Raw genomic sequence first — 25047 nt, 5'->3', positions numbered from 1 at the left:
GGTTTCCAACAAAACAGAGTGATCAACACAACTGTCTGAGAGATTGAAGATATGATTCCTTCCGATAATCTGAACCATATGTCCCGCCGCGATATCCTCCAAAAAGTGGGAGGCGGATTCGGGATGCTCAGTCTGGCCGGAATGCTCTCTGCTGTCGATGCGGCTCCTTCCAGCGTGCTGACACAGACGCCCCATTTCAAGCCGAAGGCCAAACGGGTTATCTTTCTTTTTATGAGCGGCGGTCCTTCGCAGGTCGATACCTTCGATCCCAAGCCAATGCTGCAGAAGTTTGCGGGGCAGCGACCTAAAGAGGCCGATATCAGAACGGCTTCCAAAACCATGGGCCTGCTGCCCTCTCCCGTGAAATTCTTCAAGGCCGGTAAGTCGGGTATTCCGGTTGCCGAACATCTTTCCAAGACGGCAGAACACATCGACGATATGGCGATTATCCGTTCGATGCATACAGACTTCCCCAACCATGCGCCAGCCCTCTGTATGATGAACCTGGGGACATTGACCCCGACGCGTCCCAGTCTTGGATCCTGGCTGACTTATGGACTCGGATCTGAAAATCAAAATCTGCCGGGATTCATCGCTCTCTGCCCGGGTAAACCGGTGGTCGGCCCCAAACTGTGGGGAAGCGCGTTTCTGCCGGGTAAGCACCAGGCGACACACATCAACAATAAAGATCTGACTCCGGAGAAGATGATTCCGTTTCTGAAGAACGATGTCCTCTCATCGGATGAGCAGAAACGTCAGCTTGATCTGGTCCAGGCAATCAACAAACAGCATCTGCAGCCACGGGCCGGCGATAACGAACTGGAGACACGCATCAAATCAATGGAGATGGCGTACCGGATGCAGTTCGCAGCCACCGATGCCTTCGATATTTCCCGGGAACCGGAGAAACTGCAGGAAGCCTATGGGAAGAGTGAATTCTCCAAAGCCTGTCTGCTGGCACGGCGTTTGAGTGAACGCGGCGTTCGGTTCGTGCAGGTCTATTATGGAAACCGTCAGCCCTGGGACACGCACAGCAATCACGACAAGAGTAATGAGCGGCTCTGTAAGGACATCGACCAGCCGGTCGCTCAGCTTATGACCGATTTGAAGCAGCGTGGTCTGCTCGATGAAACCCTAATCGTCTGGGGTGGTGAATTCGGTCGAACTCCGACTGCCCAGGGAGGCATCAACGGTCGCGATCATAATCCGTACGGATTCTGCATGTGGCTGGCGGGAGGCGGGATCAAAGGGGGCACCATTCATGGTGAATCCGATGATTTCGGATTCCGCGCGATGCAGGATAAAGTCCACGTACATGACCTGCATGCGACGATTCTGCATCTGATGGGCATCGACCATGAGCGACTGACCTATCACTATTCCGGTCGCAACTTCCGACTGACCGATGTTGCCGGTGAAGTGGTACAGAATATCATCGCCTGATCCTGCAGATTCCTGGATCAACGTCTGTAAATGCATGCACGCTATCTATTTCCGTAGATAGCGTAGCTGCCGCTTTTCTCTCCTGTCACAATCATATATAATATTTCATCACGTCTTTGGTTCTCATTTTCCAGTCTGTGACAGACTGCTCAAGGATTTATTATGTCGACGTCCAATCTGCCGGGTTCCTTCTCCATGGTGCCTCGGGGCAACATTCGCGAAGTGGTGGTCCAGAGGATTCTGGCTGCCGTCATTCGAGGCGAATTCCCTGTCGGTCATCGGATGGTAATCCAGAGTCTGGCAGAACAGTTTGGCGTCAGTGCGACCCCAGTTCGGGAAGCTCTCGTTGAGCTCGCCTCGATCGGTATCGTGGAAAATCTTCCCAACCGGGGGGCCGTGATGCGGGAATTTGGCGTCACGCAGATCCGGGAAATCTATCAGCTGCGTCGTATTCTGGAAGTCGAAGCCGTTCGGACCGCCTGTGGGAATATTGAGCCTCGGCAACTCGCTGAACTGGCAGAACAGTTCGCTGCGATCGCGAAGGAGAAGCGGGATAATAACTGGTCTCAGAATGCGATGTCGCTGGATATCCGTCTGCATTCCCTGATAGCAGAACGCTGTGGCAGTACCCGCTTGCAGGATGAACTGCGTCGCTATAACACCCTGGTCCAGGCGATCCGTGAAGTGGTCGATAATGAGAGCCAGGCGCAGGAAATTGCCTTAACCGATCACGAAGAGATCATCGCCGCGCTGCAGGCCAACGACTGTGATCTGGCGGCGGAAAAAATGGAACAGCATATTCGCCAGACCGCCTCCCTGGTAGAAACGCTGGTGCAGGAACGTGAAGCGGCTAAGTAGCTTCCATCTCGACTCTCTGTTTGCCAGCCTGCTCTGATAGGAAGCAGACTCTCTTTTCAATTCTTCAAAATTCTCTCTGAAATAAGCGAACTTTTCTGCTGATCAGACGTCTTTGTAGTTAGTAGAATACGACAGAAGGACAATCCTTAAAACTTGACCACAGGTATCGATGTGAATTTTTCAGAACAGACCTCATCTACAGAACGGAAAGACCATCATGGGATTTCGGGAAGTGATTCCGAAACCAGTCTCCCGTTACGTACCTGACACCAGAGGATCTGTCTACATCGATTTAAATCATCTAAGACCTGGTGTTCAACGGAACTCAGGTCTTTTTTTACAGGGATCGGTAGCTGAGATGGTTTAGCGGCGATCTGAAGAATCGCAGACGAGGATTCGAGCACCTCCCGATCCACTTAACAGAGTTACAAATACGCCCCGTTCGTCTAATGGCCAGGATACCGATCTCTCATGTCGGAGACGCTGGGTTCAATTCCCGCACGGGGTATTTCAAAAACAGAATAACCAGGAAGTCATCCGGCTGGATGAGGGCCCTGTCTTGAAAACAGGTGGTGTCTTGTGGCATTTGTGGGTTCGAGTCCCACGGCTTCCGCTCGAAATTTAAGTGATGCCGAACGTCTCCGCCGAGTCGGTAAAACGTTCGTGCATCGACACAAACTGGAAAACGGAAGGTAGCCGGATACGGTTTGCCGGACCGCACTGCTAATGCGTGTGCCTGCCAGGCGTGTGGGTTCGAATCCCATGCCTTCCGCTTTGGACTGAAATCCGATATGGTGTTCGTAGTGTAATGGTTTGCACGTAACACTGTGAATGTTAAGGTGGTGGGTTCGACTCCCCTCGAACACCCTTCTCACGACTGTTAAATGCAGGAATTAGAATCATGGTGTCTTCAACGCTGCAGCGGCCTACGCTGATCCTGAACCGAAACTGGCAGCCTGTCGGCATTACGACGGTCGCCCGGGCTGTGGTCAAAATCTGGAATGAGACAGCCCGCGTGGTTGACCCTGCAGATTACCAGACTTATTCCTGGGCTGATTGGGCAGCGCTCCGACCAGCTGAGGATGAACTGGTAATTCACAGCAGTCATGATCGATTCCGCGTTCCTGAAGTGATTACGCTGCTGAAGTATGACCGTGTTCCCCGGAACGTGGTGACCTTCAGTCGGCGAAACGTCTTCAAGCGTGACCGGTTTACCTGTCAGTATTGCGGTTGTCAGCCCGGTAGCGAAGAGCTGACGATCGACCACGTTTTGCCACGCTCTCAGGGGGGCGAAACGTCCTGGGAGAACTGCGTGCTGGCCTGTGTTGAGTGCAACTCACACAAAGCAGCCCGTACTCCAGGGCAGGCGAACATGCAGCTGCTGAAAGAACCGGTTCGTCCCAAGTGGAAACCGTTCTATGCACTGCAGAATATTCAGGTCGACAGCTGGTCTCGCTTTATCAGCGAGAACTACTGGAATGTCGAGCTGGAACGATAGCTTGTCGAATGAGTGCTCCTGATCTGGTATCAGGAGCACTTTTTTCGTTACTGCAGCTTATCCAGAATCGGAATCGCTTCTTCCTGGTTCAGCGGTTTTTCCATCTGCTGAGACTGAACGGTCACCAGTACACGGGCATCCCCTTTGTTCCTGGCTGCCAGTGTCAGTTCGAAATCAAGTGACTGCTGCGGTGCGAGTACCTTGGCACTTTCGAAGATTACGAAGGAACCAGCCTGCTTGTAACGTGCAGGACCTTTCGCAGACACGAAAACCATCTCTCGCGGGATTTTCACGCGGAATTCAACGTTGTTGGCCGGGGCACTCCCCTGGTTGACGAGTTGCACCTGCAGCGACATTTTCTCGCCGACTTCCAGGGGCCCTTTCAGTTCGCTCGTTTCTACTTTGAGCAGAGGCTGACCAATCACATTTACTTCGGATTGCAGATTCGCCGAAAATTTACTGTTGTTTCCAGTCACAACCTGCACGGTACTGACTTTCTTACCAACTTCGGTCGGTTCAAGTTCAATATTCAGAACCTGCTGCATACCCCCTGCCAGCTCAGCAATATCCCACTGTACGACTCTGCGGACAGGATCAAACTGACCATTGCCTGAAGCGGAAACAAACTTCATCCCCGGAGGAATGGATTCGAAGATCGAAATGTTCTTGATCGTCTGCTCGGTATTATTCGTAATTGCGTTTTCATAGGCACCGGAACGTCCGAGATAGCGGTTTTTCGGGCCCTTACGGGTAATCAGAAACTCTTCGCTGGTTCCGATCACTTTGAGGGGAACCGCTGTCTCCGCCTTGAGATTGCCGTCACCGACGACACTCGAGATGTTCTTACCGGCTCCCGGTTTAATTGCTTTCAGTTGCAGCTGGACTTCCCTGGTTTCGCCAGCGGGAATCAATCCTACGTGGTATTCCAGGTCGTCGCCTCCCGGATGGGAGAACTGAGGAGGAATGAGGCTACGGACATACACGTTCTTGGCATCACCGGAACCGGTGTTCGTAATCGTGTAATTGACGACGGTGATTTCACCTGGTTTGACTGCCGAGGGCTGATCGGATTTGATACTCAACTGAGGAGAAGTGATCTTGGTTTCCGAAGCGACTTCGGTGACGAAGTTCACGGTCGCCACACTACCGATCTGACCGGGCTGCTCGGGAATGACCCGGATCGAGATCTTTTTCTCTTCACCAGGGCCCATTGCCCCCAGTCGCCAGATAATACGATCGTTGATCTGCTCTGCCCGGGGAATGGTGCCAGTCAGTTTTGCTCCCGCAGGAATCTTATCTTCGACAACAACTTCACGGGCGGAAGTTGTGCCGCTGTTTTTGACCAGCACATGGTAGATGAACGGTTGCCCCAGAACAGCCTCTGGTGGAGCGACCTTTTGAATCGTCATTTTGGGAGACTGAATCTTCTGCTGCATGTTCAGCTTGGCCGGTTCCTCTGGCTGCGGCTGACTGCCTTCGACCAGGTTGAGAGGCTTGGCACCTGATGCAGGAGCGATTTCGATCGGCTGCGGAGTGGCAGCTTCCATTTTCTCCGTTGGATTTCCTTCAGGAGCAAACAGTGATGGTTCCTGTGGATTATCTTCCGGCTGACGTTTTTTGATGACAACAACATCGGACTCTGTTGGTTCTTGAACGGTAGGACTCGCTGGTTCCTCGGGCGCCTTTGGATTCATCTGCGGAGACGGATTGATGCTGAATGCCGGCTCGGCGGGAGCAGGCTCGGGTTCTTTGACCGGTTGCAGTTCAAATTCTGGTTTGGTGGGCTCCTCTCCAGCCGTTTTCAGTTCTGGCTGAGGCTCGGGAGCTTTCATTTGAGGTTCGTTACCGAATGGATTGAAATCCGTCTCTACTTTGGGAGTTTCCGGAATGGCAGCAGGTTCAGCCGGCTGTGTTGCGGGCTCATTTGCCTGCTTAGCCTCGGGAGTAGTCATAAATGGATTAGAATCGACGGCGGGAGTTTCCGGAGTCGGCTCTGTTTTCAATTCGAATGGAGACGCATTGGTTTCCAGTTTCATCGCCGGCGATTCGTCGGCGGGCAGCGGTTTCTGCTGTGCGGCTGGTTCCGGAACGGGGCCCAGACCAAATGGTTCGGGTTGCGGTTCTGCAGCCGCCGGTTCGGGTGTCATTTCCGGTTTGGATTGTGCGGGAACAGCATCGAATGGATTGGAAGAGTCCAACTCAGTCACGAGTGTTTCGCGCGGGGGGACTTCGGTTATGGGAGCTTTCTCCTCCGCTGGTGCGGGGCTGGGCATCGCGGGGCCGAATTGAGGACCAGCGTTGAAATCGAGCTCCGCCACAGGTTCCGGTGTTGGTTGCTTTTCAACTGAAGCAGCTGGTTCGGGCTGGGGAGTTCGGGAAAATGGATTCAAGCCTGGTTCAGGTGTCACTTCTGCGGGAGTTTCGCGGAAGTCCAGTCCCTTGCTGGCAGGCATCAACGCTGCCTGATTGTCCGGTTCGAATTCACTGGGAGTCGCATTCTGAGCCTCGAAAACAGCGTTTTCATTTTCCCCTGTATCGCTACCTGCGGTTTCGTTGCCCGCAGTCAGTTTAATTTTGGGGCGCGGCGTTTTGATGTTGGGAGCAAAGGGTAGCTCCGGCTGCTTCTTTTCATCAACCTTCAGCGGTTGTGCATTACGGGCTGCCAGTTCGGAGAGTTCTGCAGGGACCTGACCTGAAGGAATGGTACCAGACTCCGGTTCTGCTTCTGTGACAGAAACCGTTTCCCCTTCCAGCAAAGCATGCTGCTCGATCTGGTTCTCGTTGCTGGTGGACTGAATGCCTTTTTGAGCCTGAAGAAACATCAGTACCCCGAGACCAACGACTCCGGTCACGGCGACGAGTTTGATCGCTACATTCGACATGGGACTCCCTTCCCGCTGAAGAAGCTCTTAAATAAAACAGATTTAACCAATCACGATCGTCAGATTAAGTGAATCTGTCCTCTCCGCAGAGACTCGATTTCTCTGCCGGGCAACACGGTTTTGTGGATGTAAAAACGCCTTGCACCACATGTTGCGTGGGTTTCATAGCAAAAATTACAATTTGAGGGAAGAGAATATTCAGAAAAATTTACGTATCTGCTTGTAAAAAGCCACGATACATCAGCGATACCAGACCGCGAAAATTTTGAATATTACTCGGACTGCGGTGGTTCGGTATCAAAATCGAACCATTTCATGGCACTACTCATCGGTTCAATTCGCAAAACGACATACCCGTCCTGGAAAATCCGCACAGTACCGGTAGACTCAGAAACCGCGATGGCAATCGCGCCGGTTTCCTTGGAAATCGCAGCGGCAGCCCAGTGCCGGGATCCCAGTCCCTTAGAGAGTGTCAGGCCTTCCGCAGATGCATTCAGAATCCGCCCTGCCGACTGGACGACTCCGTCTGAGCTGATAATAAAGGCACCGTCGATCTGAGCCAGTTCCTTCATGCTCTCCTTGACACGCGGGTTGTTGACCATGCGGTCCTTCTGGGAGTAGCCTTTGAACGGGTCGTGAACCTGTTCGTGTGAAAGCGACAGGACTTTGCGGTGGTTCCCCACAACAAATAAAGCACCGACCGGCTTCCCTTCGCGTCCTTCACGGCCGATCTCCACTGCCAGGTCAACCACGGCTCGCAGAGTCTGCAGAGGAACCTTGGTCTCCAGGCGCTGCAGATCGCGTGAGGTCAGCTTGGCCAGGTGATCTGCCAGGCTGACGATGCTCAGTGAATCCGCGTGCTCCCGCTCAAAGCCGGCATACAGTGCGATAATCCGGTCGCCGGATGCGAGGATCTCGTCGGCAATCGCTTCCAGAATGGCCTGGCTGATCTGTACCTGACGGGTCTGGGGTTCGTGGATCAGCGGAACCAGGGCAATCCCGTCTTCCTGGGCAGCTCGTTGAACATCCGGTTTATCAGAGGAGACCACCAGCCTTAATTTCCCGAGAGATTTGCTGATCTCCAGGAAGTCATAAGGAATATCTGCTAACAGGAAGACGACATCAATCTCACAATCACTGGCTAATCGTTTAGCTGCTTTTAATAAGCTCGTTAATTGTGGGGATAAGTCAACCCGTTTCATTTCCGGTCTCGATAGAAGCAGTGGCAGTGAATACTCAGTGTGGATCGCGATCGTGCCAGTTCAGGTAGACAGCCATGAGCTCAACAGAGACTGCAGCATCGACGACACGAAGAGAGCAGGAAATCGAGGGTGTTCAGTTTCTGTTCACATCGGTGTGGTGTGGCCAGTTGGCTACGCGAAATGGATGACTGCAGGGGCTTGCGTACCTTAGCGGCGAATTCTAAGTGTAAAATAATTGCTGTCAGCGTCAACACATAAGTGCTTGTCTCCCCTTAAAAAAAGTGAGACAAGCACTGACTTTTGCGTGTTGTCGACAGATCGCCTGTCGGCCGGGCCCAAATATCGGCTTCTGCTGATCAATTACTGGGCTTCGGTGGTCTGTTCTTTCTGAGCGACTTCGGTGGGATCGACCAGCGTTTCCAGTCGAGTCGAGACCGCCCGCATCGCTCCTTTGCCGTCAAATACGCCTACCTGGGCTTTATCCAGGGAGACATCCTGGGAAATAATCACACCCCGTTCAATATCCAGCTTAATGGTTCCGGAAGGTGTTTTCTGAATCAGCTGCATGCTCAGTTTCGGGTCGTTGAGCCGGGTCATGATTTTGGTTTTGAAGGTGATCACAGCCAGGCCGTCTTCTACCGATTCCAGTGTAAAAGTACGACGTACAGGCACTTTTTTACGCAGAGTCTTGCTGAGGGCCACTTCCACATCCAGTTCGTCTTCCCAGGTACCCCCGACTTTGACCTCTTCTTCAGGCAGCGGGATCAGAAAGCCCAGACGACGCGTTTTTTCCTGGTCCAGCTTGCCTGGCGCCTGGGCTTCTTCAAATTTCGCTCCTTCGCCGTCGACTTTCAGTTCCTGGATTGAAATCACTTTACCCAGCGGTGAATAGACAATGCGTGACGGCTTGCTGATATTCGCCCGGATCGGTTTAAACTGTTCCAGATCTTTCTCGGGATTTTGTTCACTGTCGAATGTTGCGGGAGTCGCATCATCGAACTGAACCTTCATTTTGACGCGGTCAATGCGGGTTTCCAGTGTCCCATTGCCTTCTTCATTCACGGAAATCACACGATAATGCTTCAACGTGTTCGAAGAGTTCGCGGAAGTCTGCGTATCCTGGTTGAGCTGAACCGTAATCTTGTTCTCGGTTTCAACCCGGTAATGGACAAACTCGTTCGGAGTGAATTTATAGCGGAGCGAATAGCTCTTCGCGTCTTCATCCGCAGCAGAGGTGACAGACAGTGGTGCTGAAAACTGGCTCAGCATGAGGGTCAGTAGACAGAACACAGTAGACCGCATCAGGGACTCCTTCCCGGAAAAGTTGGTGGTTTCTCCATAAACTGCGGTGAAAATAGCAGATCTGAATCTGCGTGGGGAGATCAATTTAGGACCGGAAGCGCAGTTTTTTCAGGTATTTAACTATTCTGCTCCATATTTCGGCTGGCCTCCCCAGCCCAGCTTGCGATTCAGACGCGTATAGTAGTTGAATCCTGGAATCCGGGCCAGTTTGAACGCCACTGGAGCCCGCTTCAGTTCCAGGCGGTCACCAGAGGAATAGGGAACCTTGATCTGCCCGTCAATCACCAGCATCGCTCCCTCCGGTGCATTCGGGGAAGACAGCGAATACAGAGCGTTTGCATTGTCCACCAGCGGTCGATTGGTCGGCGTATGCGGACAGATCGGAGTGATCACAAACGCCTGCAGATCCTGTTTCAAAATCGGGCCCCCCGCCGAGAGACTGTGCGCGGTCGAACCTACGGGCGTACTGATGATCAGCCCGTCGCCACTATAGGTCGTCACCAGTTCGTTATTCACCGTCAATTCGACATCGATCATCGACATCGCCCCGGCAGAACTGATCACCACCTCGTTGAGTCCCAGGTAGGTATTCACCGATCCATCCGCCAGATAGTGCTTGCATTCGAACATCAGGTGCTCGACGATCCGATACTTGCGCTCCACGATCTGGGCAAAGTTCTTGCAGAACCCGTCCGGGGTCAGGTCTGCCAGAAATCCCAGCCGACCCAGGTTCACACCAATCATCGGCAGCTGATTCAGTCCCATCTGGCGACAGGCCCGCAGGATCGCGCCATCACCCCCCAGGACAACCACCAGATCAGCTTCGGAATCATCGGGAGTGAAATCTTCGATCACGGAGACCGCTGAGACATAGACCGAAGACTGGGATTGCAGGTATGCGTGGATCTGATCCCAGGCCGTCTGAATGTGTGCGCTTTGATCCCGCAGGAGGAACATCAAATTTAAAGGAGACTCAGACATAGTTTACTTTCGGCACAAATTCAGCGTTGGTTAAACTCAGCGATGTGTCAGGCATTATACGCTTAAGGTAGCTCGTATCCAATGTCACACCTCCCTTCCCGGGACAGGTTCCCCTAAATCCCCCTGTGTCAACTGTGATTCTTCCGGCCAATCCGCTACGATTGAGCATTGAACCGAACAGAGACCGTTAGCAAAATTCAGAGTATCATGAACTACTTTGCCCATGGAATGCGATTCGTCGATCGCCCCTATTTCCTGGCAGGAACCGCCCTGCCCGATCTCCTCTCCGTGGTGGATCGACGCGTCCGTCTGCGGATGAAAAACGTCGCCCCGTTTGTCGAAGAGACTGACAGCATCCAGGCCGAACTCGCCTCTGGCATCAAGCAGCATCTCGACGACGACCACTGGTTTCACTCCACGCAGGGCTTCCTCGAAATCACCACCGATCTCTCGCTCCTGTTTCGTGAGCTCTTTCAGAATGACGATTCCGCTCGCGTCGGTTTCCTCGGTCACATTACTACCGAACTCCTGCTCGATGCCGTCCTCATCGATCAGAACCCCGGCCTGATCGACCGCTACTACGATGCGTTCCTGGAGATCGATCCCTTCGTGACACAACAGGCCACGAATCGCATGACAACCCGCGAAACCGATCAACTCCGGGCCTGGCTGGTGTTGTTCCATAAAGAAGCTTTCTTAAGAGATTACCCGGATCCACAAAGAATGCACTTACGCTTGAATCAGGTCATGAAACGGGTCAAACTACAACCGTTACCGGAAGGTACGATCTCAGTTCTCAAAACAGGTCGGGAAATCGTAGAAAAGCGTCTCGACGATTTATTGCCGCCTGAGCATTTTTAATCTCCAGTGATTGAAAGATAACAACAATGAAGTACGGCTTAAACATGCTGCTGTGGACCTCCGATGTGAATGAGTCCCATTTCGGACTGCTCGAGCAGATCAAAGGCTGGGGCTATGATGGCGTCGAGTTGCCTGTCTTTGAGGCGGATGAGAAAAAATTCGCTCAGGTCGGAAACAAACTGGAAGAACTCGGTCTGGGCCGCACCGCCGTCACCGTCTGTACGCCGGATGAAAACCCGATCTCCAGCGATCCTGCCATCCGTGAAGCCGGCCTGAATCGTCTTAAACGTATGATCGATATGTGTGCCGCCTCTGGAGCCACTCACCTCTGTGGCCCCATTCACTCCGCACTCGGCGAATTCTCCGGCTCCGGTCGTACCGCCGAAGAATGGAAGTACGGTCAGGAAATCCTCGCCCAGGCCGCTGACCACGCCCAGGCCAACAACGTGATCCTGGTCTGTGAATACCTCAACCGCTTTGAATGCTACTTCCTCAATACTGCGGAAGACTGTTCTCAGTTCACCCGTGAAGTCAATCATCCGAACCTGAAGATGATGTACGACTCCTTCCATGCCAACATCGAAGAGAAAAGTATTACCGAAGCCGTTAAAGTCTGTGCCGATCAGATGGTCCACGTGCACATCTCCGAAAACGATCGCTCCACACCCGGCGAAGGGGGCGTCAACTGGGACGAAACCTTCGCTGCACTCAAAGAAATCAAATACGACGGCTGGTTCACCATCGAAGCCTTCGGTCTGGCCCTGCCCGACCTGGCCGCTGCCACCCGCATCTGGCGGAAGATGTTCCCCACCGAAGAACATCTGGCAACCAAAGGTCTCGAATTCATGAAGACCCGTTGGGAAGGCTGAGCCCGCCCCGACAATATGCTCACAGAGAGTGAACCGCATCGCAGGTTCACTCTCTTTTTTGATGCGCTTCATCATCAACTCCCATTCCCGTTGTTTCCCTGTGGAAAATATCTCTACTTTCCCGTTTTTACCTGTTTCGTTCAGTGCACAGGACTGCATAGACTGACCTTGATCCCCGCTTTCCGAATCGTAAAGTATTGCAATTGTGCTTCGCGCGCGAGGCGGACGATGCGTGCACTGGAAATCCGGAACAAGCGACTCATCAGCACCTGAATCGCCGTCGATTTTCACCCCCTCTACACCGGAACATCCGCCACCGGTTCCCGTTGTCTCGTCAAATTTCAAATCATTTCGGAGCATATTCAAAGCAACTCGCAGCAGACTCACTGCACATTCAGCAGGTCTGAAAGTCATTTCAAAAGTCAAAACCCCTTGACCTCCCCACGCCCTTCCACAAAATACGAAACCATGCAAAACAATAACTCCAATCATTAGCAATTAGATCTACGAATCTGCCAGCAGCATCCCACACAAATCATCGGGTAACCCCGAATGCAATTCGAGGCGAGCAACGCGGGCAAGAAATGGTCAGGGCAAACCTGCAGTCCAGAAAACCACCGCGCAGCAAGGTGCCATGACGGTAACAATGAATCGTAAGCAGCGGCGCGAGCCACACCAGATAAAAACCGGGCAGCACTGAACTATCCTCTTGTGAAGAGAACACGCCAGTAGAAAAACCAAATTAGCCGCAGGGCGTTAGCCCCGGTTAGGCGTTTCGGGAAAGGGCCCGCTTTGAATTAAGAAACGCGATCTGGTCCATAGCAGGAAACATCGGGTGAGCCCGAATGCAATTCGGGCCGAGCACAGCGAGCAGGAAATTGTCAGGGTAATCTTACAATGAACTGGAGCGCAGCCAGTTCACTCCCCCCGCTCATCCCCCACCAGTTCCACCGGCGGCAATCCCGCAGCCAGACCCGGACGATCCAGGGACGCCTCCCCGCGCCCGCACCGGTACAGAACATGAAACAGGGCATTCATCGCGAGGACGCTCCCCAGTGCCGCCAGCAGGGCCACACCGGTCACCCGCTCATGCATGATCGTCCACACGAACTGCACGATACACAGCAACGACACCAGTAGCAGCGTCGGCGTGCGGGAAATCAGATTCACCACCAGCGCACCAAAGGGCGCTCCCAGGGCGACAATCGGAGCCGCGGCCAGCCAGTTGGCATACACTTCCGGATCCATGTGATACAGACCGGGATGGAACCGTGACAGCAGCAGGTTCGCAGAAATCCCCACAACTGAGGTAAACGCCATGAGCAGCACCGAGGTCGGAATCGCGACCTTCAGATCGGCCCGATACAGCAGCACCAGCGTCGCATAGACCATCATGTCAATCCCCACGCCGGTAATCGAGGCCACGATGCCCCCCGTAAAACCGACGGTCAGTCCCAGCGGAGTATCGTAGCGCCGCCAGCGGTCACTGACTCCCTCGGCGGCCACCAGTTCTTTCAGCTTTACCAGATGCATGATACCGAAACTGCACCAGACCACCGCGAACGTCAGCTTGACCCACAGGTCCGGAACAAAGGGAGCAATCAATGCAGCACCCAGTGGTGTTCCCACCAGGGCGCCCGCCAGCGCCGGTTTCAGCAATCCCCAGTCGAGCGGACGTCGAGCCGAGAGAATATAAATGCTGGCCGAAACCATCCCCACCGACTGGACAGCCAGACCAAAATTCCGTCCCAGGGAACCGGGCATATCAAAAAACAGGACCAGTACCGGAAAACCGACAGTGCCGCCCCCATCGGGGTCGAACCGGCGATATAAGAACCCAGCGCCATCGATACGGCGATCGGCCAGTGAGCACGCAGTGTTTCCCAGCCATCAGTCAGCAGAACCACCGTCAGCCAGACTGCATAAAACAGGACCAGCCACAAACAAAACGGCCACAGTGGGCGTAACGGAGAAGCGGAACTCTGACCTTTCATCTGGCTGTCTCATAAAACGTGATCTGACTGGCAGGCCCCAGTCGGCAGGAAATACTACAGCGAATCCAGCCAGTCGCAACTGGCATCCTCATGCGGCGCACGTGCTTTCTGGAGCAGCCGAATCAGCCGTTGCTGTTCGCTGTCACTCAAATGCCCCAGCTGTTGCCCATGCATCTGCACGACCGCTTTCTCCATCCGTTTGAGCAGGGTCTGCCCCTCCTCCGTAATGGCCACCTCCACCACGCGGCGGTTTTCGGGTAACCGACTGCGCTGCACCAGGCCCCGTTTCTCAAGGCGGTCCAGCATGCGGGTGGTATCCGGACAGCGGGAAATCAGCCGGCGGCCCAGCTCCATGGTCTGTACCGTTTCAGGGGCTGCCATCTGTAACAGCCGCAAAACGTTGTACTGTTGCGGAGAAAGTTCAAATTGGACAAACAGCGACTCTTCCAGCACCTTCAGGCAGTCATACGTCCGCCAGAGCTGCAGGAAGACCTCTTGTTCCGGTGAGTCAAAGCTCACACGCTGCGATTCGGTTTGGCTGGCTCGTGGATTCATAATCTGAATTAATGCGCGTTTCAACAATAGTTGTCAAGACAAATGTTGTCGCGACAGGGTTTCCGAGGGGACTCTCAGGAGGCAGCCGTACCTGCGCACAACGATCGCTACGTGGTTTCGGTATTCCGACCCATGAGGGGAACACGCCACGGATCAGGAAATATTGGCGATCTGATCCAGAATCTTGTCTTCGCCGGCGACCAGCAGCGTATCCGTGTCATTCAACAGTTTGTCCGGATCGGGCGAGGCGATGATCTTATCCGTGAGAATATCGTGGACGGCGACGATGGTAATATCGTATTCCTGCCGCAGCTTGAGCTCGCGGATCGATTTCCCCATCCAGTCGTTGGGTACACCCATCTCCTGCAGGCTGAAGCCTTTCCCCAGTTTGACGTAGTTCAGGAGTGCGGAGCCGGTCATGCGGGTTGCCAGGCTGATCGCGGAATCACGTTCGGGAAAGACGATATCAGTCACGCCGATGCGGTCCATCACGCGAGCATGATCATTCGACACGACTTTCACATAGATGTCCTTGATTTTCAGATCGTGCAGCGCCATCGTGGCCAGGATGCTGGCGGTAATGTCATCTCCGGTCGACACGATGGCCGCGTCCGCCTCTTTGGCACTGATGCGCACCAGCGTATCGAGGTCGGTTCCATCGCCGACCACCGCGTGCGAAATCAGCGACGCCAGCCGGTCGACCAGCGTTTCGTTGAGATCGATGGCGATCACGTCATGCCCCCCTTCATAGAGGGTGCGTGCCACGGAGAATCCGAAGTTACCCAGTCCGATGACCACAAAACGTTTCATGGCAAAACCCTGCTCTTTATGTTCAGTTCACAATTAAAATACGATTACTAACCCACGATGACATCTTCGTAGGCCAGTCGGAATTTACTGCGATGTGCCAGGCGCACAATCAACGCGGATGCGATCACCAGAGGTCCGGTTCGCCCCGCAAACATCAAAAATATCAGCACCCACCGCGAAGGTAACGACAGCGAATCGGTCAGGCCCATCGAAAGCCCTACGGTATTAAACGCACTGATCGTTTCAAACAGCCGTACCAGGAATCGCTGCTCGTATCCCCGGAAATCACCAATCGACGACATCAGGAAGACCCCTGTGACGACCACCGATGTGGAGATCACAAATAAGCCGGTACCCCGCTGAATGGTTTCGTCCGGAATCGAGCGGCTGGCGAATGTGGTTGTCGTCTGCGAACGCAGTTTGGACCAGGCCAGCAGTCCCAGTAGTGCAAAGGTGGTCGTTTTCAACCCGCCGGCCGTCGAACTGGGGGAGCCGCCAATCATCATCAGGATCATCGTCAACAGGTTCGTACTGTCGGTCGCCTGCTCGTAGTCGATCGAGTTGAACCCCGCTGTCCGGGGCGTGACGCTTAGAAACAGCGAGTTAGACAGCTTATCTGTCAGAGACATCTCAGCCAGCAGACCGTTCCATTCAAAGCCGGCAAACAACAACCAGCCGCCGAGAATCAGAATAAAGGAAGTCCACAACACCAGCTGACTGTGCACGGACAGACGCTTGATCCGGGGCAGCGACTGCTGACGTTGGGCAAACCGCAGATTCAATTCCTGCATCGTTACGAAGCCGAGCCCACCCAGAATGATCAGGACCGAAATCACCAGCAGTGTTCCGGGAGAATCCTGATAGTTGATCAGCGAATTGCTGTTCGTCGAAAAGCCCGCATTACAGAAGGCACTCACGGAATGAAATACCGCGGGCCAGGCAGCCCCCTTCCAGCCCAGGCGGGGCACCCACATACAATACAGTAAGAATGCTCCGGCCGCTTCAATCAGAAAAGTAAATTTCAGAATGTTAGTGATCAGCAGCCGCGCCGAGACCTGCGGGATCAGTTTACGGGAATCCGCGGTCACCGATTCCAGGTTCAGCGAGATTTTTCTCCCCAGCGCGGTGATGATCACACTGGTCAGAATCAGCATCCCCAGACCACCCAGCTGAATCAGCAGCAGAATCAGCGCCTGGCCCCGCAGGGTGAAGTACGTAGCCGTATCGACGACAATCAGTCCCGTCACACAGACGGCACTGGTGGACGTAAAGATCGCATCGGTCCAGTTCAGGGGTTCTCCCTGGTAGATGCCCGGCAGGAATTTCAGCCCGAGGGATCCCAGGATGATGAGTGCGATGAAGGAACTGAGAAAGAGTTCCGCGGGGGCCAGCCACCGATTGGGAGTCATCGCGTGTCGCACGCCCGACCCTTGATACCGGGAGACTGAAGAACCGTCCGGCCGGGTTGATTTTTTTGTGATCACGGTCAATACACCCGAGGGGTGTCCTGGACTTTCGCAGCAGATAAACTCAAAGTTGATTGCACATGCTGTTTTTCACACTCTCTGAGCACTTGTTGAAAAACATTCCCCCTATTGTCCGTTTCCCGCATGCTTTCGCAAATGTGCCCCGCGCGATCCTCACATATTTTCCATTATTTTTTTCTGAACGCCACGTCCTCTGGAAAATCCACGGCAGATTGGTTAGAACCAGACTCCCGTTCCCACTAAATACCACAGACAAGAGCTAAGGATTTATACAGGCCTGATCATGTTGCTTGCCTTTATCGCGATCATCGCCGGACTCGCATTATTGATCTGGAGTACAGACCGCTTCATCGATGGTGCTGCAGTGACGTCACGCTATTTCGGCATGTCGCCCCTGTTGATCGGCATGGTAGTTGTCGGCTTTGGTACTTCGCTGCCGGAAATGGTGGTCTCGGTCATCTCCGCCTCCGAAGGAAACGCCGGCGTCGCACTCGGGAATGCTTACGGTTCGAATATTACCAATATCGCCCTGATCCTCGGTCTGACGGCACTCATTAATCCACTGACGGTGCACTCCAAGATCCTACGTAAGGAATTACCCGTTCTGGGTGGTTGTACCCTGCTCTCTGCCTGGCAGATCTGGGATGGACACATCAGCCGTCTGGATGCAATTGTCCTCTTGTCGGTCTTTGCCTTTCTGATGGGCTGGACTATCTGGCAGGCCGTCCGTAATCCGACCGACGAACTCGAAGCTGAAATGGAACGTGAACTCTCCAGTCATACCATGCCCATCCGCAGCGCCGTAATCTGGCTGCTCGTCGGACTGGTACTGCTGGTCGTCAGTTCCCGGATGCTGGTCTGGGGGGCTGTCTTCCTGGCCCGCTACTTTGGCGTGAGCGATCTGGTTATCGGCCTGACGATCGTGGCCGCAGGCACTTCACTGCCCGAACTGGCTTCTTCGATCATCGCCACCCGCAAAGGGGAATTTGACATCGCCGTCGGCAATGTGATCGGCTCCAACATGTTCAACACATTGGCTGTGGTCGGCCTCGCCGGAGTAATTCACCCGATTTCCGTGAATGGAGAAGTCTTTTCCCGCGACGTGATGGTCATGCTGGCGTTGACCTTCTCCCTGTTCATTCTGGGACGCGGCTGGGGTGGCCCGGGACGCATCAATCGCTACGAAGGTGCACTACTCCTGGCCTGTTACATTGGCTACACCTGGTGGCTCATCCGTAGTGCCCTGCTCTGAACCGGGCTACATTCCGGCATCCACCCTTGACAAAGGGAACTCCCTCCAAGATAGTTCATGCTGTTTCTTGGAAGGAAAATGCCTCAATGAACTGGCTGCGTAATTTCGCGATGATCTGGATGGTGGCAACCACGGTACATGCCCCGTTCCCGGTCTGCGACGGTGACAACCTTGCCAGTGGACAGACCGCGTCCCTCCATTTTGAGGTGCTCAACCACTCATTCGACCTCGATTTCATCCTGCTCGGCTGCGATCTGCCGGATGATTACGACGACGGTCCCCTCGATGTGGATCCGGAAGAGGGCTCCAGTTCGGTCTTTGGTTCGCCCTACACGTCACAGGGACAACCGCTCAAACTGTGTCTCTGGAATCCAGCGGATGCCTGGGGCACGCTGTTCTGTATGCCCCCGGAACGCAGCATTGCCTGCCTGGCCCGCACTGCGGATCGTTCCTCCTGCCTCCCCTTTCTGAATTTCTCATTTGGAAAACTGAGCCAGAGCGGAATTGCGCATTTTCATTGTTAAGCAATGAACCGCATTTCGTTTTCAGCTCAGTACCGTTTTCCCTGACAGCCCGGTGTGGTGCGCTGTCAGCCTGTAATGAGGATTTCAATGCGCGTCCATCCTACTGCTTACATCCATCCCGATGCCGTCGTTCACCCTACGTGTGACATCGGCCCCCACGTCGTCATTGAGGGCCCGGTGCGCATCGGCGCTCACTGTCACCTGGGACCGTCCGTTGTCGTCATGGGAAATACCGACATCGGCCCCGAATGTGAAATACATGCACACGCCGTTATCGGCGATGTTCCCCAGGACCGAAAATATACCGGGGCGATCAGCTACTGCCGCATTGGCCAGGGCTGTGTAATCCGTGAGTCGGTCACCATCCACCGGGCCAGTATCGAACAGGCGACGACAATTATCGGCAACGAGTGCCACCTGATGACCTGTTCCCACGTGGCCCACGACTGCATTCTGGCGGATGAAGTCACACTCGTCAGCGGTGCCCTGCTCGGCGGTCACGTGCAGATCGGATCCCAGGCAATCATTTCCGGCAATGTCGGCATTCATCAGTTTGTACGCGTCGGACAACTCGCCATGCTGGGAGGCGTTGCCATGATCAGCCGCGATGTCCCCCCCTTCACGATGACGGATCACCAGGGCGAAATCATCGGCCTGAATGCCGTCGGCCTGGCCCGGCGGGGGATTTCAAACGCAGAGCAGCAGGACCTGAAAAATCTGTTTCGAGTCATCTGTCGTTCAGGAATGTCCCACTCACGCTCCCTTGAGCTGGCTGAAGAACTGGCTCTGACCGATCTGGGACGCCAGTTCGTGGAATTCTTCCAGGTGGACACACAACGGGGCTTCTGTCGCTTTCGAGGCAAAAAATCACGCTCCCGGAAAAACCTGGTCCCCCCGGTACAGCATCCCCCGCTCGCTGAGTAATCCCTCTTCGATTTTGTGAGTAACTATTTGCGAAACTCTTGTGGAAACAGGCAGGAGCAGATGAAAGTCAATGTGCGGTAGCGGGATACCGCCCCGGATCCTCTTTCAGGTGAGAGATTAGGACGAATCTGGAACGTTCCGGGGCGGTACATTATTGAGCCGCGGTGCCAGAGAAAGCTGGTATCACTGCCGTTAGCGATTACAATAAACGGGACGAAGTGCTTCTACTTCGCCTGACCCCTAATGCATTGACACTTCTTACTCGGGGAACGATATCATGCGCCGCTGCTTCCTGGTTATGATCGTGCTGGCTCTCGCCTGCTTTACTCGTGCCGGTCATCTGCAGGCAGAAGGCTATCGAACCTCCATCGGAACCGGCGCCGATCGCATTCCCATCATCGTGGTCTCAGGCACCCCCTATGAAATGGGTTTGCAGCAGGGCAAACTGATCCGGGAAGAAGCCACGCAGATGATCAATTCACTGCTGCAGAGGGTACAGGCCGCCGGACCGGAACGTGCCTCCGATGCCCGCCTTGATGCCGCCTGGAACGCGATTGCACCGCATACCGATGTCCGCTTCAAAGAAGAACTCCGTGGCTTCGCTGAGGGGACTGGCCTTCCTCTGAAAACGCTGCAACGGGCGCACGCGTTACCTGTCGTCATGGATTATTCCTGCAGTGGTATCGCCGCCTGGGGCGCAGCGACGAAAGACGGCCACCTTTACCAGACACGCAATCTTGACTGGACAATGGAACTCGGCGCCCAGGACTTTCCCTGCATCACGGTTTACATTCCCAAGCAGGGTATTCCCCACGTGAATATCACCTTCGCCGGATTCCTCGGCGCCAACACGGGAATCAATGCCAAAGGCATCGTGCTGTCGGAAATGGGCGATTCCCCCGGCAAGGACTATCCCTTCGAAATGAACGGTGTCCATTTTACGACTCTGTTTCGCCAGGTGATGTACGACGCCAATAATCTGGATGAGGCCATCGATCTCTTCAAGCAGGCGAAGCGGATCAAGAAATATCACTATGTTGTCGGAGACGGCTCCACCCGTCAGGCCGTTAAAATGCTGGCGCACGCTCCCGATCTGGTGATCTGGCGAGACAACGATCCAGCCGATGAACTCGCGCCGGCGGTCATGAAAAACCTGGTCTACCAGGATGAAGGACGCGGCGCGTTTCAACCGTTACAGAAAGTCTATGGCAAAATCGGTGCGGAGGAATTGCGGGACATTGCCTGTCAGATTCCCATCAAAGGGGGCAATATCCTGGATGTCGTCTACGACGCTACCGCGCTGGAGTTCTGGGTCTCGTATGCCGAAAAACAGGAAGAAGCCTACCAGCGGCCCTTCGTGCACTTCAAACTCAAAGACTATCTCAAGTAGTTTTGTGATGTTCTGAACCTGACGCTTCGTGTTCCAGATCAATGTGACGTTTCGCAGTCTCATGCAGGGACCGCGTCGCGATCGCAATAACTAATCCGACGACAATCATCCCTACCAGGCCAATCCCCACGCTGATGATTTTCCCCATCGGCGTCTCAGGCGTAATATCACCATAGCCGATGGTCAGACCGGTAATCATCGAGAAATAGACGGCGTCGCCGAAGCTCAGGTTCTCAAACCGCCAGATCAGGAAAGCCCCCAGCAGCAGAATCAACAGCAGGGCCACGATGACCTCGCGGACATAGGAGGCGTAGCGCATAAACGAACTGAAGAATTCAACAAACAAAGGCAGTCGTTTCTCGATGATGTGCTTCAGCATGGGGCTTGTCTCGAATTGCGAATTAATGAAAAGTGGAAACAGGTTTGAAGGATTTCATCAGAAATCCAAGTTTACCCGTTTGAACGCACACTGCCCAGAGAGTTTCCCTCGTCTTTCGCACTGCCAATTGTGATTGGAAACTTGAGAATGGACCTGACCAGACAACAAACGACGCTGTGCTCACGTTCAATCCGCTTGATTCACCTGCCCCCAGACGTTACTTTTGTTAAATAACAACAGCGTCTCTCCTGCCACTTAAGATCGCCTGCCCTGCCAAGGAGTCATCCATGCTCTCTGCCCTCAAGAAAACATTCCTCACCGTCCTGCTGCTCCCCGTCCTCTGTTCGGTTACTGTCCACGCACAAACACCGCGACTCAATCCCGATGACCTGCTCCTGTACCGTGACGGATCTGGCAAAGTTCAGAAGGTCACCACACCGGATGACTGGAAACAACGCAGGCAGGAAATCATTCGCGGCATGGAAACGGTCATGGGCCCCTTCCCGGGTGACGATCAACGGGTTCCGCTCGACATCGAAGTCCTCGAAGAGGTCAAGCTCGACAACTACACGCGCAAGCTGATTACCTACCAGTCCGGCCCCGATTCCCGTACGCCCGCCTATCTCTGTATTCCTCACACCGCGAGCAAGGATCATAAGGTCCCCGCGGTTCTCTGCCTGCATCCCACCGACAACAAAGTCGGCCATAAGGTCGCTCTCGGACTGGGAGGCCGCGCCGGTCGTAATTACGCCGCCGAACTCGCGGAACGCGGCTATGTCACCATCGCACCGGCCTATCCGCATCTCGCGAATTACTGGCCCAACCTGGGTAAACTCGGTTTCGTCAGCGGCACGATGAAAGCCATCTGGGACAACTCCCGCGCCATCGACCTGCTGGCATCCCTGGATACAGTCGATATGAGCCAGGGCGTCGGCGCCATCGGACACTCCCTGGGCGGTCACAATGCGATCTACACCGCCGTCTTCGATCCCCGCGTCACCGCCATCGTCAGCAGCTGCGGCTTCGATTCCTATCGCGACTATTATGACGCCGCCGAACGCGTCTGGTATTTCGGCAAAGGCTGGTGCCAGATCCGCTACATGCCCCGCATGTCAGACTACCGCGGTAGACTCGACGAAATCCCCTTCGATTTCACCGAACTGCTCGGCGTCATGGCCCCCCGCCCGGTCTACGTCAACGCGCCCCTGCACGATTCCAACTTCCGCTGGAAAAGCGTCGACAAATGCGCGAGCGCCGCCCGGCCCATCTATGAACTGCTGGACGCCAAAGGCAAACTCGTCATCGACCACCCGGACTGCGATCACAACTTCCCGGAAGAACAACGACAGAAAGCCTATCAACTCTTCGATACGGTACTGAAGCAGTAAACAGATTCCCGCAGTTCCAACTGAGAAATTAGAACAGGTGGGCCCGAATGCAATTCGGGCCGAGCGCAGCGAGCAGGAAAATGTCAGAGTTGCCTGCATCACAGGAAAAACGGTTCTACTCACCTCCTGTACGAGGGATGAGGACTTCGACAGCATCCGCCCGCTAACGTTTCAGCTCTGCTGGAATCTCGTAATCGCCCACCTTAACTCCCTGATTACGCAGGGCATCCATGATCGCCTTGTAGATATACGGGTTGTTTTCCAGAGCCCTGCGGTTCTCTTCGGTCCACTTTTCAAGCTTCAGATCTTTGAATGCAACATCATCCATCTTCCCAAGCTCAACGATGATGTCTCGCATGACCTTCCCTCCTTGCAGAAATCGATCCCTCAGCACAGGAGTTCCATCGGCATAGGTGAGACTGGCCAGTTTTTGCCCCAGCATTTGTGTAGAGAGAGAACCGTCTCGGTCGGTACCGGCTGCAATCGGATTCCACAAAACGTGCTCGGACTCAGATTTCATTTTCGCCAGCTGAGCCAGATGCGCCGGTATTTGCGGCCAGGGACCTTTGGGAGAGTATTTGATTTCGCCGATGCCCTCCTTCCCGGTCCCATGTTCGGCCCAGCGTGCCATCCCTTCCAGAAACCAGGTGTTTTTGAACTGCGTTGCGCCATATTGCACCAGGTGAAACGTTTCATGAGTGGGTGTGACGTTTTTCGTGGGATCGAGCTGACTGGAAATCGCCATCACAATACAGCGGTCCTTGGGGTTTCCCTCGGGAATGTTGCGCGCCCGCTGCGCACTCGAGTAAGCAATCCCGTTCAGGCCCCCCATCTCCTTGCGATCCCTGATACTGACCTGAATACAGTTCACACCTTGAAACCGGTCACTTTTGAATGGATCAGGAAAATCCAGAGCACCGCAGAAGAGTTGATGAGCCGCCCACACCTGCTTGGCAACGTTTTCCACCTGGTCTGAGACACCATTCTTGTTCACATCGATGGGAGAGACCGCCCCCGTTCCCTCTTTAGTGTAGAAGACCCGCACAAATTCAAAGACATAGTGTTCCTTGAGCTCCGCCTTTTTGTTCTGCTGGGCAGATGTCTGCTCAGGAGAGAGAAACACGCCCGCAAGAATTGCGAGCGTAATGAGCCGGCGCGGTATAAAACCAGAAATGCCTCGCATCGGATTTGACCTTTCGGCTGACGACCAGACTGGTCGGGTTGGCGGACCGATAGAGCTGTGACTGACACGTGAAGATATGTACCCAATTAATCATAACTGAAGGCTTTGCAGTGTCAATTAGATTCCCATGACTGGCTGATGATTGTCAATCTCAGCGTGTAGCCTGGCAGGAGCATACCCGGTAGTCTATTCCCGCATCGCTCGCTATTGTGTGTTTTGTACCAGCCATGGTTCTTCCAAAAACACCTTGAGTACCATCTCCAGATCATTTATCCTGAACGAAAGCAAGTTTTGCACTTTAATTTCAGGCTATCATGACCAGTCACAACTCCCCTCAATCCAACCAGAGTATCCCTGCAAGCCTGGGCAGAATATGCATCGTCCTGCTGTTGACGCTCATCGCGGGAGTCCTCACCGGTGCCTGGTATCCGGTCGCCCTCTTTCTGGGAGCCGCTCTGGGGATGTTTCTGGCAGAGCACTTCGGCTCAACTCGTACCCGCGAATTCCTGTTTCTGCTGGGAACACCGCTACTCTCCGCATGGCTGCTGTTGCTGATCACAATCGCACAACAACGCGGCGGTCTCTCAGTCTCGGAATTCAGCCTCTGGTCCTTCCTGGGCCTCTGCACAGCCATCGTCCCTGCCGCCCTGGCGGTCGTCGCCCTCAGCATCCTCTCCGCGATCTTCTTCAAAATCACAGGCTTCCGTCTGCTGAAGTTCGACTGGAATCGCTAATCGTACCTCAATTTCTCAGCGAGCCCTCCCCGGTCAAAAAATATTTTCCCTGAAGAATGTGTTTTACCGCTTGACCCCGTACTATAGTACAGAGTCTATAATGCTTCAGGAGGTAAAACATGAGTCAATTAACAATCGGACGTGTCGCTCAGGCCGCAGGGGTGGGAGTCGAAACAGTACGCTTCTACGAACGCAAAGGTCTGGTCGACCAGCCACGCATTAAAGCCCCCTTCCGGGAATATCCGCCGGAGGCCATCGATCGCATCCGGTTTATCAAACGGGCCCAGGAACTGGGGTTCACGCTGGCTGAGGTCGAACAGTTATTAAGCATTGCAGACAACCCTGGTTCCTCCAAGCGTGAGGTCAAGCAGCTGGCGGGACAGAAACTGTCCGAGATCCGTCAGAAAATCGACGATCTGAAAAGACTGGCTGACACTCTCGACACACTCTACGAAAAGTGTTCGGGACATGGGGCGCTGGAAGACTGCCCCATCATTTTGTCGATTCTTCCCTCTGAAAAATAGACCATCA

Annotated in this window: 22 protein-coding genes and 5 tRNA genes; 17 read left to right on the top strand and 10 right to left on the bottom strand. The window is 54.2% G+C overall.

Going from position 1 to position 25047, the window contains the following annotated elements; all coding sequences use genetic code 11:
- The first annotated feature begins 51 nt into the window (after positions 1-51).
- The 8 genes from F1728_RS00345 to F1728_RS00310 all read left to right on the top strand — a co-directional run bounded on the left by F1728_RS00345 (position 52) and on the right by F1728_RS00310 (position 3799).
- Positions 52-1443 (top strand): DUF1501 domain-containing protein, encoded by a 1392-nt coding sequence (locus tag F1728_RS00345; protein ID WP_155362408.1) that lies wholly within the window; start codon positions 52-54, stop codon positions 1441-1443.
- Positions 1444-1605: 162 nt separating this feature from the next.
- On the top strand, positions 1606-2301 hold the full coding sequence (locus tag F1728_RS00340; RefSeq protein ID WP_145440044.1) for a GntR family transcriptional regulator: 696 nt from the start codon (positions 1606-1608) through the stop codon (positions 2299-2301).
- 343 nt (positions 2302-2644) lie between these two features.
- A tRNA-Phe gene (locus tag F1728_RS00335) sits at positions 2645-2716 on the top strand.
- A gap of 20 nt (positions 2717-2736) precedes the next feature.
- A tRNA-Glu gene (locus F1728_RS00330) sits at positions 2737-2809 on the top strand.
- Positions 2810-2829: 20 nt separating this feature from the next.
- Positions 2830-2914 (top strand) — tRNA-Ser (locus tag F1728_RS00325).
- Between the two features lie 74 nt (positions 2915-2988).
- Positions 2989-3073: transfer RNA gene (locus F1728_RS00320), tRNA-Ser, on the top strand.
- Positions 3074-3095: 22 nt separating this feature from the next.
- A tRNA-His gene (locus F1728_RS00315) sits at positions 3096-3168 on the top strand.
- A gap of 34 nt (positions 3169-3202) precedes the next feature.
- Positions 3203-3799, top strand: a complete 597-nt coding sequence (locus F1728_RS00310; RefSeq protein WP_145041035.1) for an HNH endonuclease — start codon at positions 3203-3205, stop codon at positions 3797-3799.
- A 47-nt stretch (positions 3800-3846) separates the two neighbouring features.
- On the opposite strand, the gene F1728_RS00305 is transcribed toward F1728_RS00310, so the two are convergent.
- From F1728_RS00305 to F1728_RS00290, 4 genes are all read right to left on the bottom strand, one after another.
- Entirely contained in the window at positions 3847-6681 is a 2835-nt protein-coding gene (locus F1728_RS00305) for a DUF11 domain-containing protein (RefSeq protein WP_155362407.1), read from the bottom strand.
- A gap of 272 nt (positions 6682-6953) precedes the next feature.
- A complete protein-coding gene (locus F1728_RS00300; protein WP_145041039.1) occupies positions 6954-7883 on the bottom strand; it encodes a DNA integrity scanning protein DisA nucleotide-binding domain protein in 930 nt (309 codons plus the stop codon).
- Between the two features lie 360 nt (positions 7884-8243).
- The gene (locus tag F1728_RS00295) at positions 8244-9185 is read right to left on the bottom strand and encodes a DUF6263 family protein (protein ID WP_155362406.1); all 942 of its coding nucleotides are present in this window, start codon (positions 9183-9185) and stop codon (positions 8244-8246) included.
- Positions 9186-9305: 120 nt separating this feature from the next.
- Positions 9306-10166: an NAD(+)/NADH kinase gene (locus tag F1728_RS00290; protein WP_155362405.1), complete on the bottom strand. Its 861-nt coding sequence runs from the start codon at positions 10164-10166 to the stop codon at positions 9306-9308.
- A 207-nt stretch (positions 10167-10373) separates the two neighbouring features.
- On the opposite strand from F1728_RS00290, the gene F1728_RS00285 reads away from it, so the two are divergent.
- Entirely contained in the window at positions 10374-11027 is a 654-nt protein-coding gene (locus tag F1728_RS00285) for a hypothetical protein (RefSeq protein WP_155362404.1), read from the top strand.
- A 26-nt stretch (positions 11028-11053) separates the two neighbouring features.
- Positions 11054-11896, top strand: a complete 843-nt coding sequence (locus F1728_RS00280; protein ID WP_155362403.1) for a sugar phosphate isomerase/epimerase family protein — start codon at positions 11054-11056, stop codon at positions 11894-11896.
- 918 nt (positions 11897-12814) lie between these two features.
- Here F1728_RS00280 and F1728_RS00275 read toward each other — a convergent pair.
- The 4 genes from F1728_RS00275 to F1728_RS00260 form a co-directional block, all read right to left on the bottom strand.
- Entirely contained in the window at positions 12815-13660 is an 846-nt protein-coding gene (locus F1728_RS00275) for a sulfite exporter TauE/SafE family protein (protein WP_261344494.1), read from the bottom strand.
- Positions 13661-13944: 284 nt separating this feature from the next.
- Positions 13945-14445: a MarR family winged helix-turn-helix transcriptional regulator gene (locus F1728_RS00270; protein ID WP_149340173.1), complete on the bottom strand. Its 501-nt coding sequence runs from the start codon at positions 14443-14445 to the stop codon at positions 13945-13947.
- A 153-nt stretch (positions 14446-14598) separates the two neighbouring features.
- Positions 14599-15255: a potassium channel family protein gene (locus F1728_RS00265; protein ID WP_155362402.1), complete on the bottom strand. Its 657-nt coding sequence runs from the start codon at positions 15253-15255 to the stop codon at positions 14599-14601.
- A 47-nt stretch (positions 15256-15302) separates the two neighbouring features.
- Positions 15303-16739, bottom strand: a complete 1437-nt coding sequence (locus F1728_RS00260) for a TrkH family potassium uptake protein (RefSeq protein ID WP_228030431.1) — start codon at positions 16737-16739, stop codon at positions 15303-15305.
- Between the two features lie 286 nt (positions 16740-17025).
- On the opposite strand from F1728_RS00260, the gene F1728_RS00255 reads away from it, so the two are divergent.
- From F1728_RS00255 to F1728_RS00240, 4 genes are all read left to right on the top strand, one after another.
- On the top strand, positions 17026-17994 hold the full coding sequence (locus F1728_RS00255) for a calcium/sodium antiporter (protein ID WP_155362401.1): 969 nt from the start codon (positions 17026-17028) through the stop codon (positions 17992-17994).
- A gap of 86 nt (positions 17995-18080) precedes the next feature.
- Complete coding sequence (locus F1728_RS00250; protein ID WP_155362400.1) at positions 18081-18518, top strand: hypothetical protein; 438 nt, start codon at positions 18081-18083, stop codon at positions 18516-18518.
- Positions 18519-18605: 87 nt separating this feature from the next.
- Positions 18606-19442: an acyl-ACP--UDP-N-acetylglucosamine O-acyltransferase gene (gene lpxA, locus F1728_RS00245; protein WP_155362399.1), complete on the top strand. Its 837-nt coding sequence runs from the start codon at positions 18606-18608 to the stop codon at positions 19440-19442.
- A 277-nt stretch (positions 19443-19719) separates the two neighbouring features.
- Positions 19720-20832 carry a C45 family autoproteolytic acyltransferase/hydolase gene (locus F1728_RS00240; protein ID WP_155362398.1) on the top strand — a complete coding sequence of 371 codons (1113 nt, stop codon included), beginning with the start codon at positions 19720-19722 and terminating at the stop codon, positions 20830-20832.
- On the opposite strand, the gene F1728_RS00235 is transcribed toward F1728_RS00240, so the two are convergent.
- Positions 20825-21211: a potassium channel family protein gene (locus F1728_RS00235; RefSeq protein WP_155362397.1), complete on the bottom strand. Its 387-nt coding sequence runs from the start codon at positions 21209-21211 to the stop codon at positions 20825-20827. The two genes, F1728_RS00240 and F1728_RS00235, sit on opposite strands and share 8 nt — an antisense overlap.
- A 287-nt stretch (positions 21212-21498) precedes the next feature.
- Between F1728_RS00235 and F1728_RS00230 the strand changes: the two genes are divergently transcribed.
- Positions 21499-22599: an alpha/beta hydrolase gene (locus F1728_RS00230; RefSeq protein WP_155362396.1), complete on the top strand. Its 1101-nt coding sequence runs from the start codon at positions 21499-21501 to the stop codon at positions 22597-22599.
- Positions 22600-22762: 163 nt separating this feature from the next.
- On the opposite strand, the gene F1728_RS00225 is transcribed toward F1728_RS00230, so the two are convergent.
- Positions 22763-23782: a hypothetical protein gene (locus F1728_RS00225; protein WP_155362395.1), complete on the bottom strand. Its 1020-nt coding sequence runs from the start codon at positions 23780-23782 to the stop codon at positions 22763-22765.
- Positions 23783-24096: 314 nt separating this feature from the next.
- Here F1728_RS00225 and F1728_RS00220 point away from each other — a divergent pair, with 314 nt between their 5' ends.
- Both F1728_RS00220 and F1728_RS00215 read left to right on the top strand, forming a co-directional pair.
- Positions 24097-24516: a hypothetical protein gene (locus tag F1728_RS00220; RefSeq protein WP_155362394.1), complete on the top strand. Its 420-nt coding sequence runs from the start codon at positions 24097-24099 to the stop codon at positions 24514-24516.
- Positions 24517-24635: 119 nt separating this feature from the next.
- Positions 24636-25040 (top strand): MerR family DNA-binding protein, encoded by a 405-nt coding sequence (locus F1728_RS00215; protein ID WP_155362393.1) that lies wholly within the window; start codon positions 24636-24638, stop codon positions 25038-25040.
- The last annotated feature ends 7 nt before the right edge of the window (positions 25041-25047 follow it).

Origin of the sequence: Gimesia benthica (assembly GCF_009720525.1) — a bacterium.
GTDB classification, from domain to species: domain Bacteria; phylum Planctomycetota; class Planctomycetia; order Planctomycetales; family Planctomycetaceae; genus Gimesia; species Gimesia benthica.
Note: the sequence above shows the minus strand (reverse complement) of the source record. Positions and strands in the feature narration are given on the sequence as shown.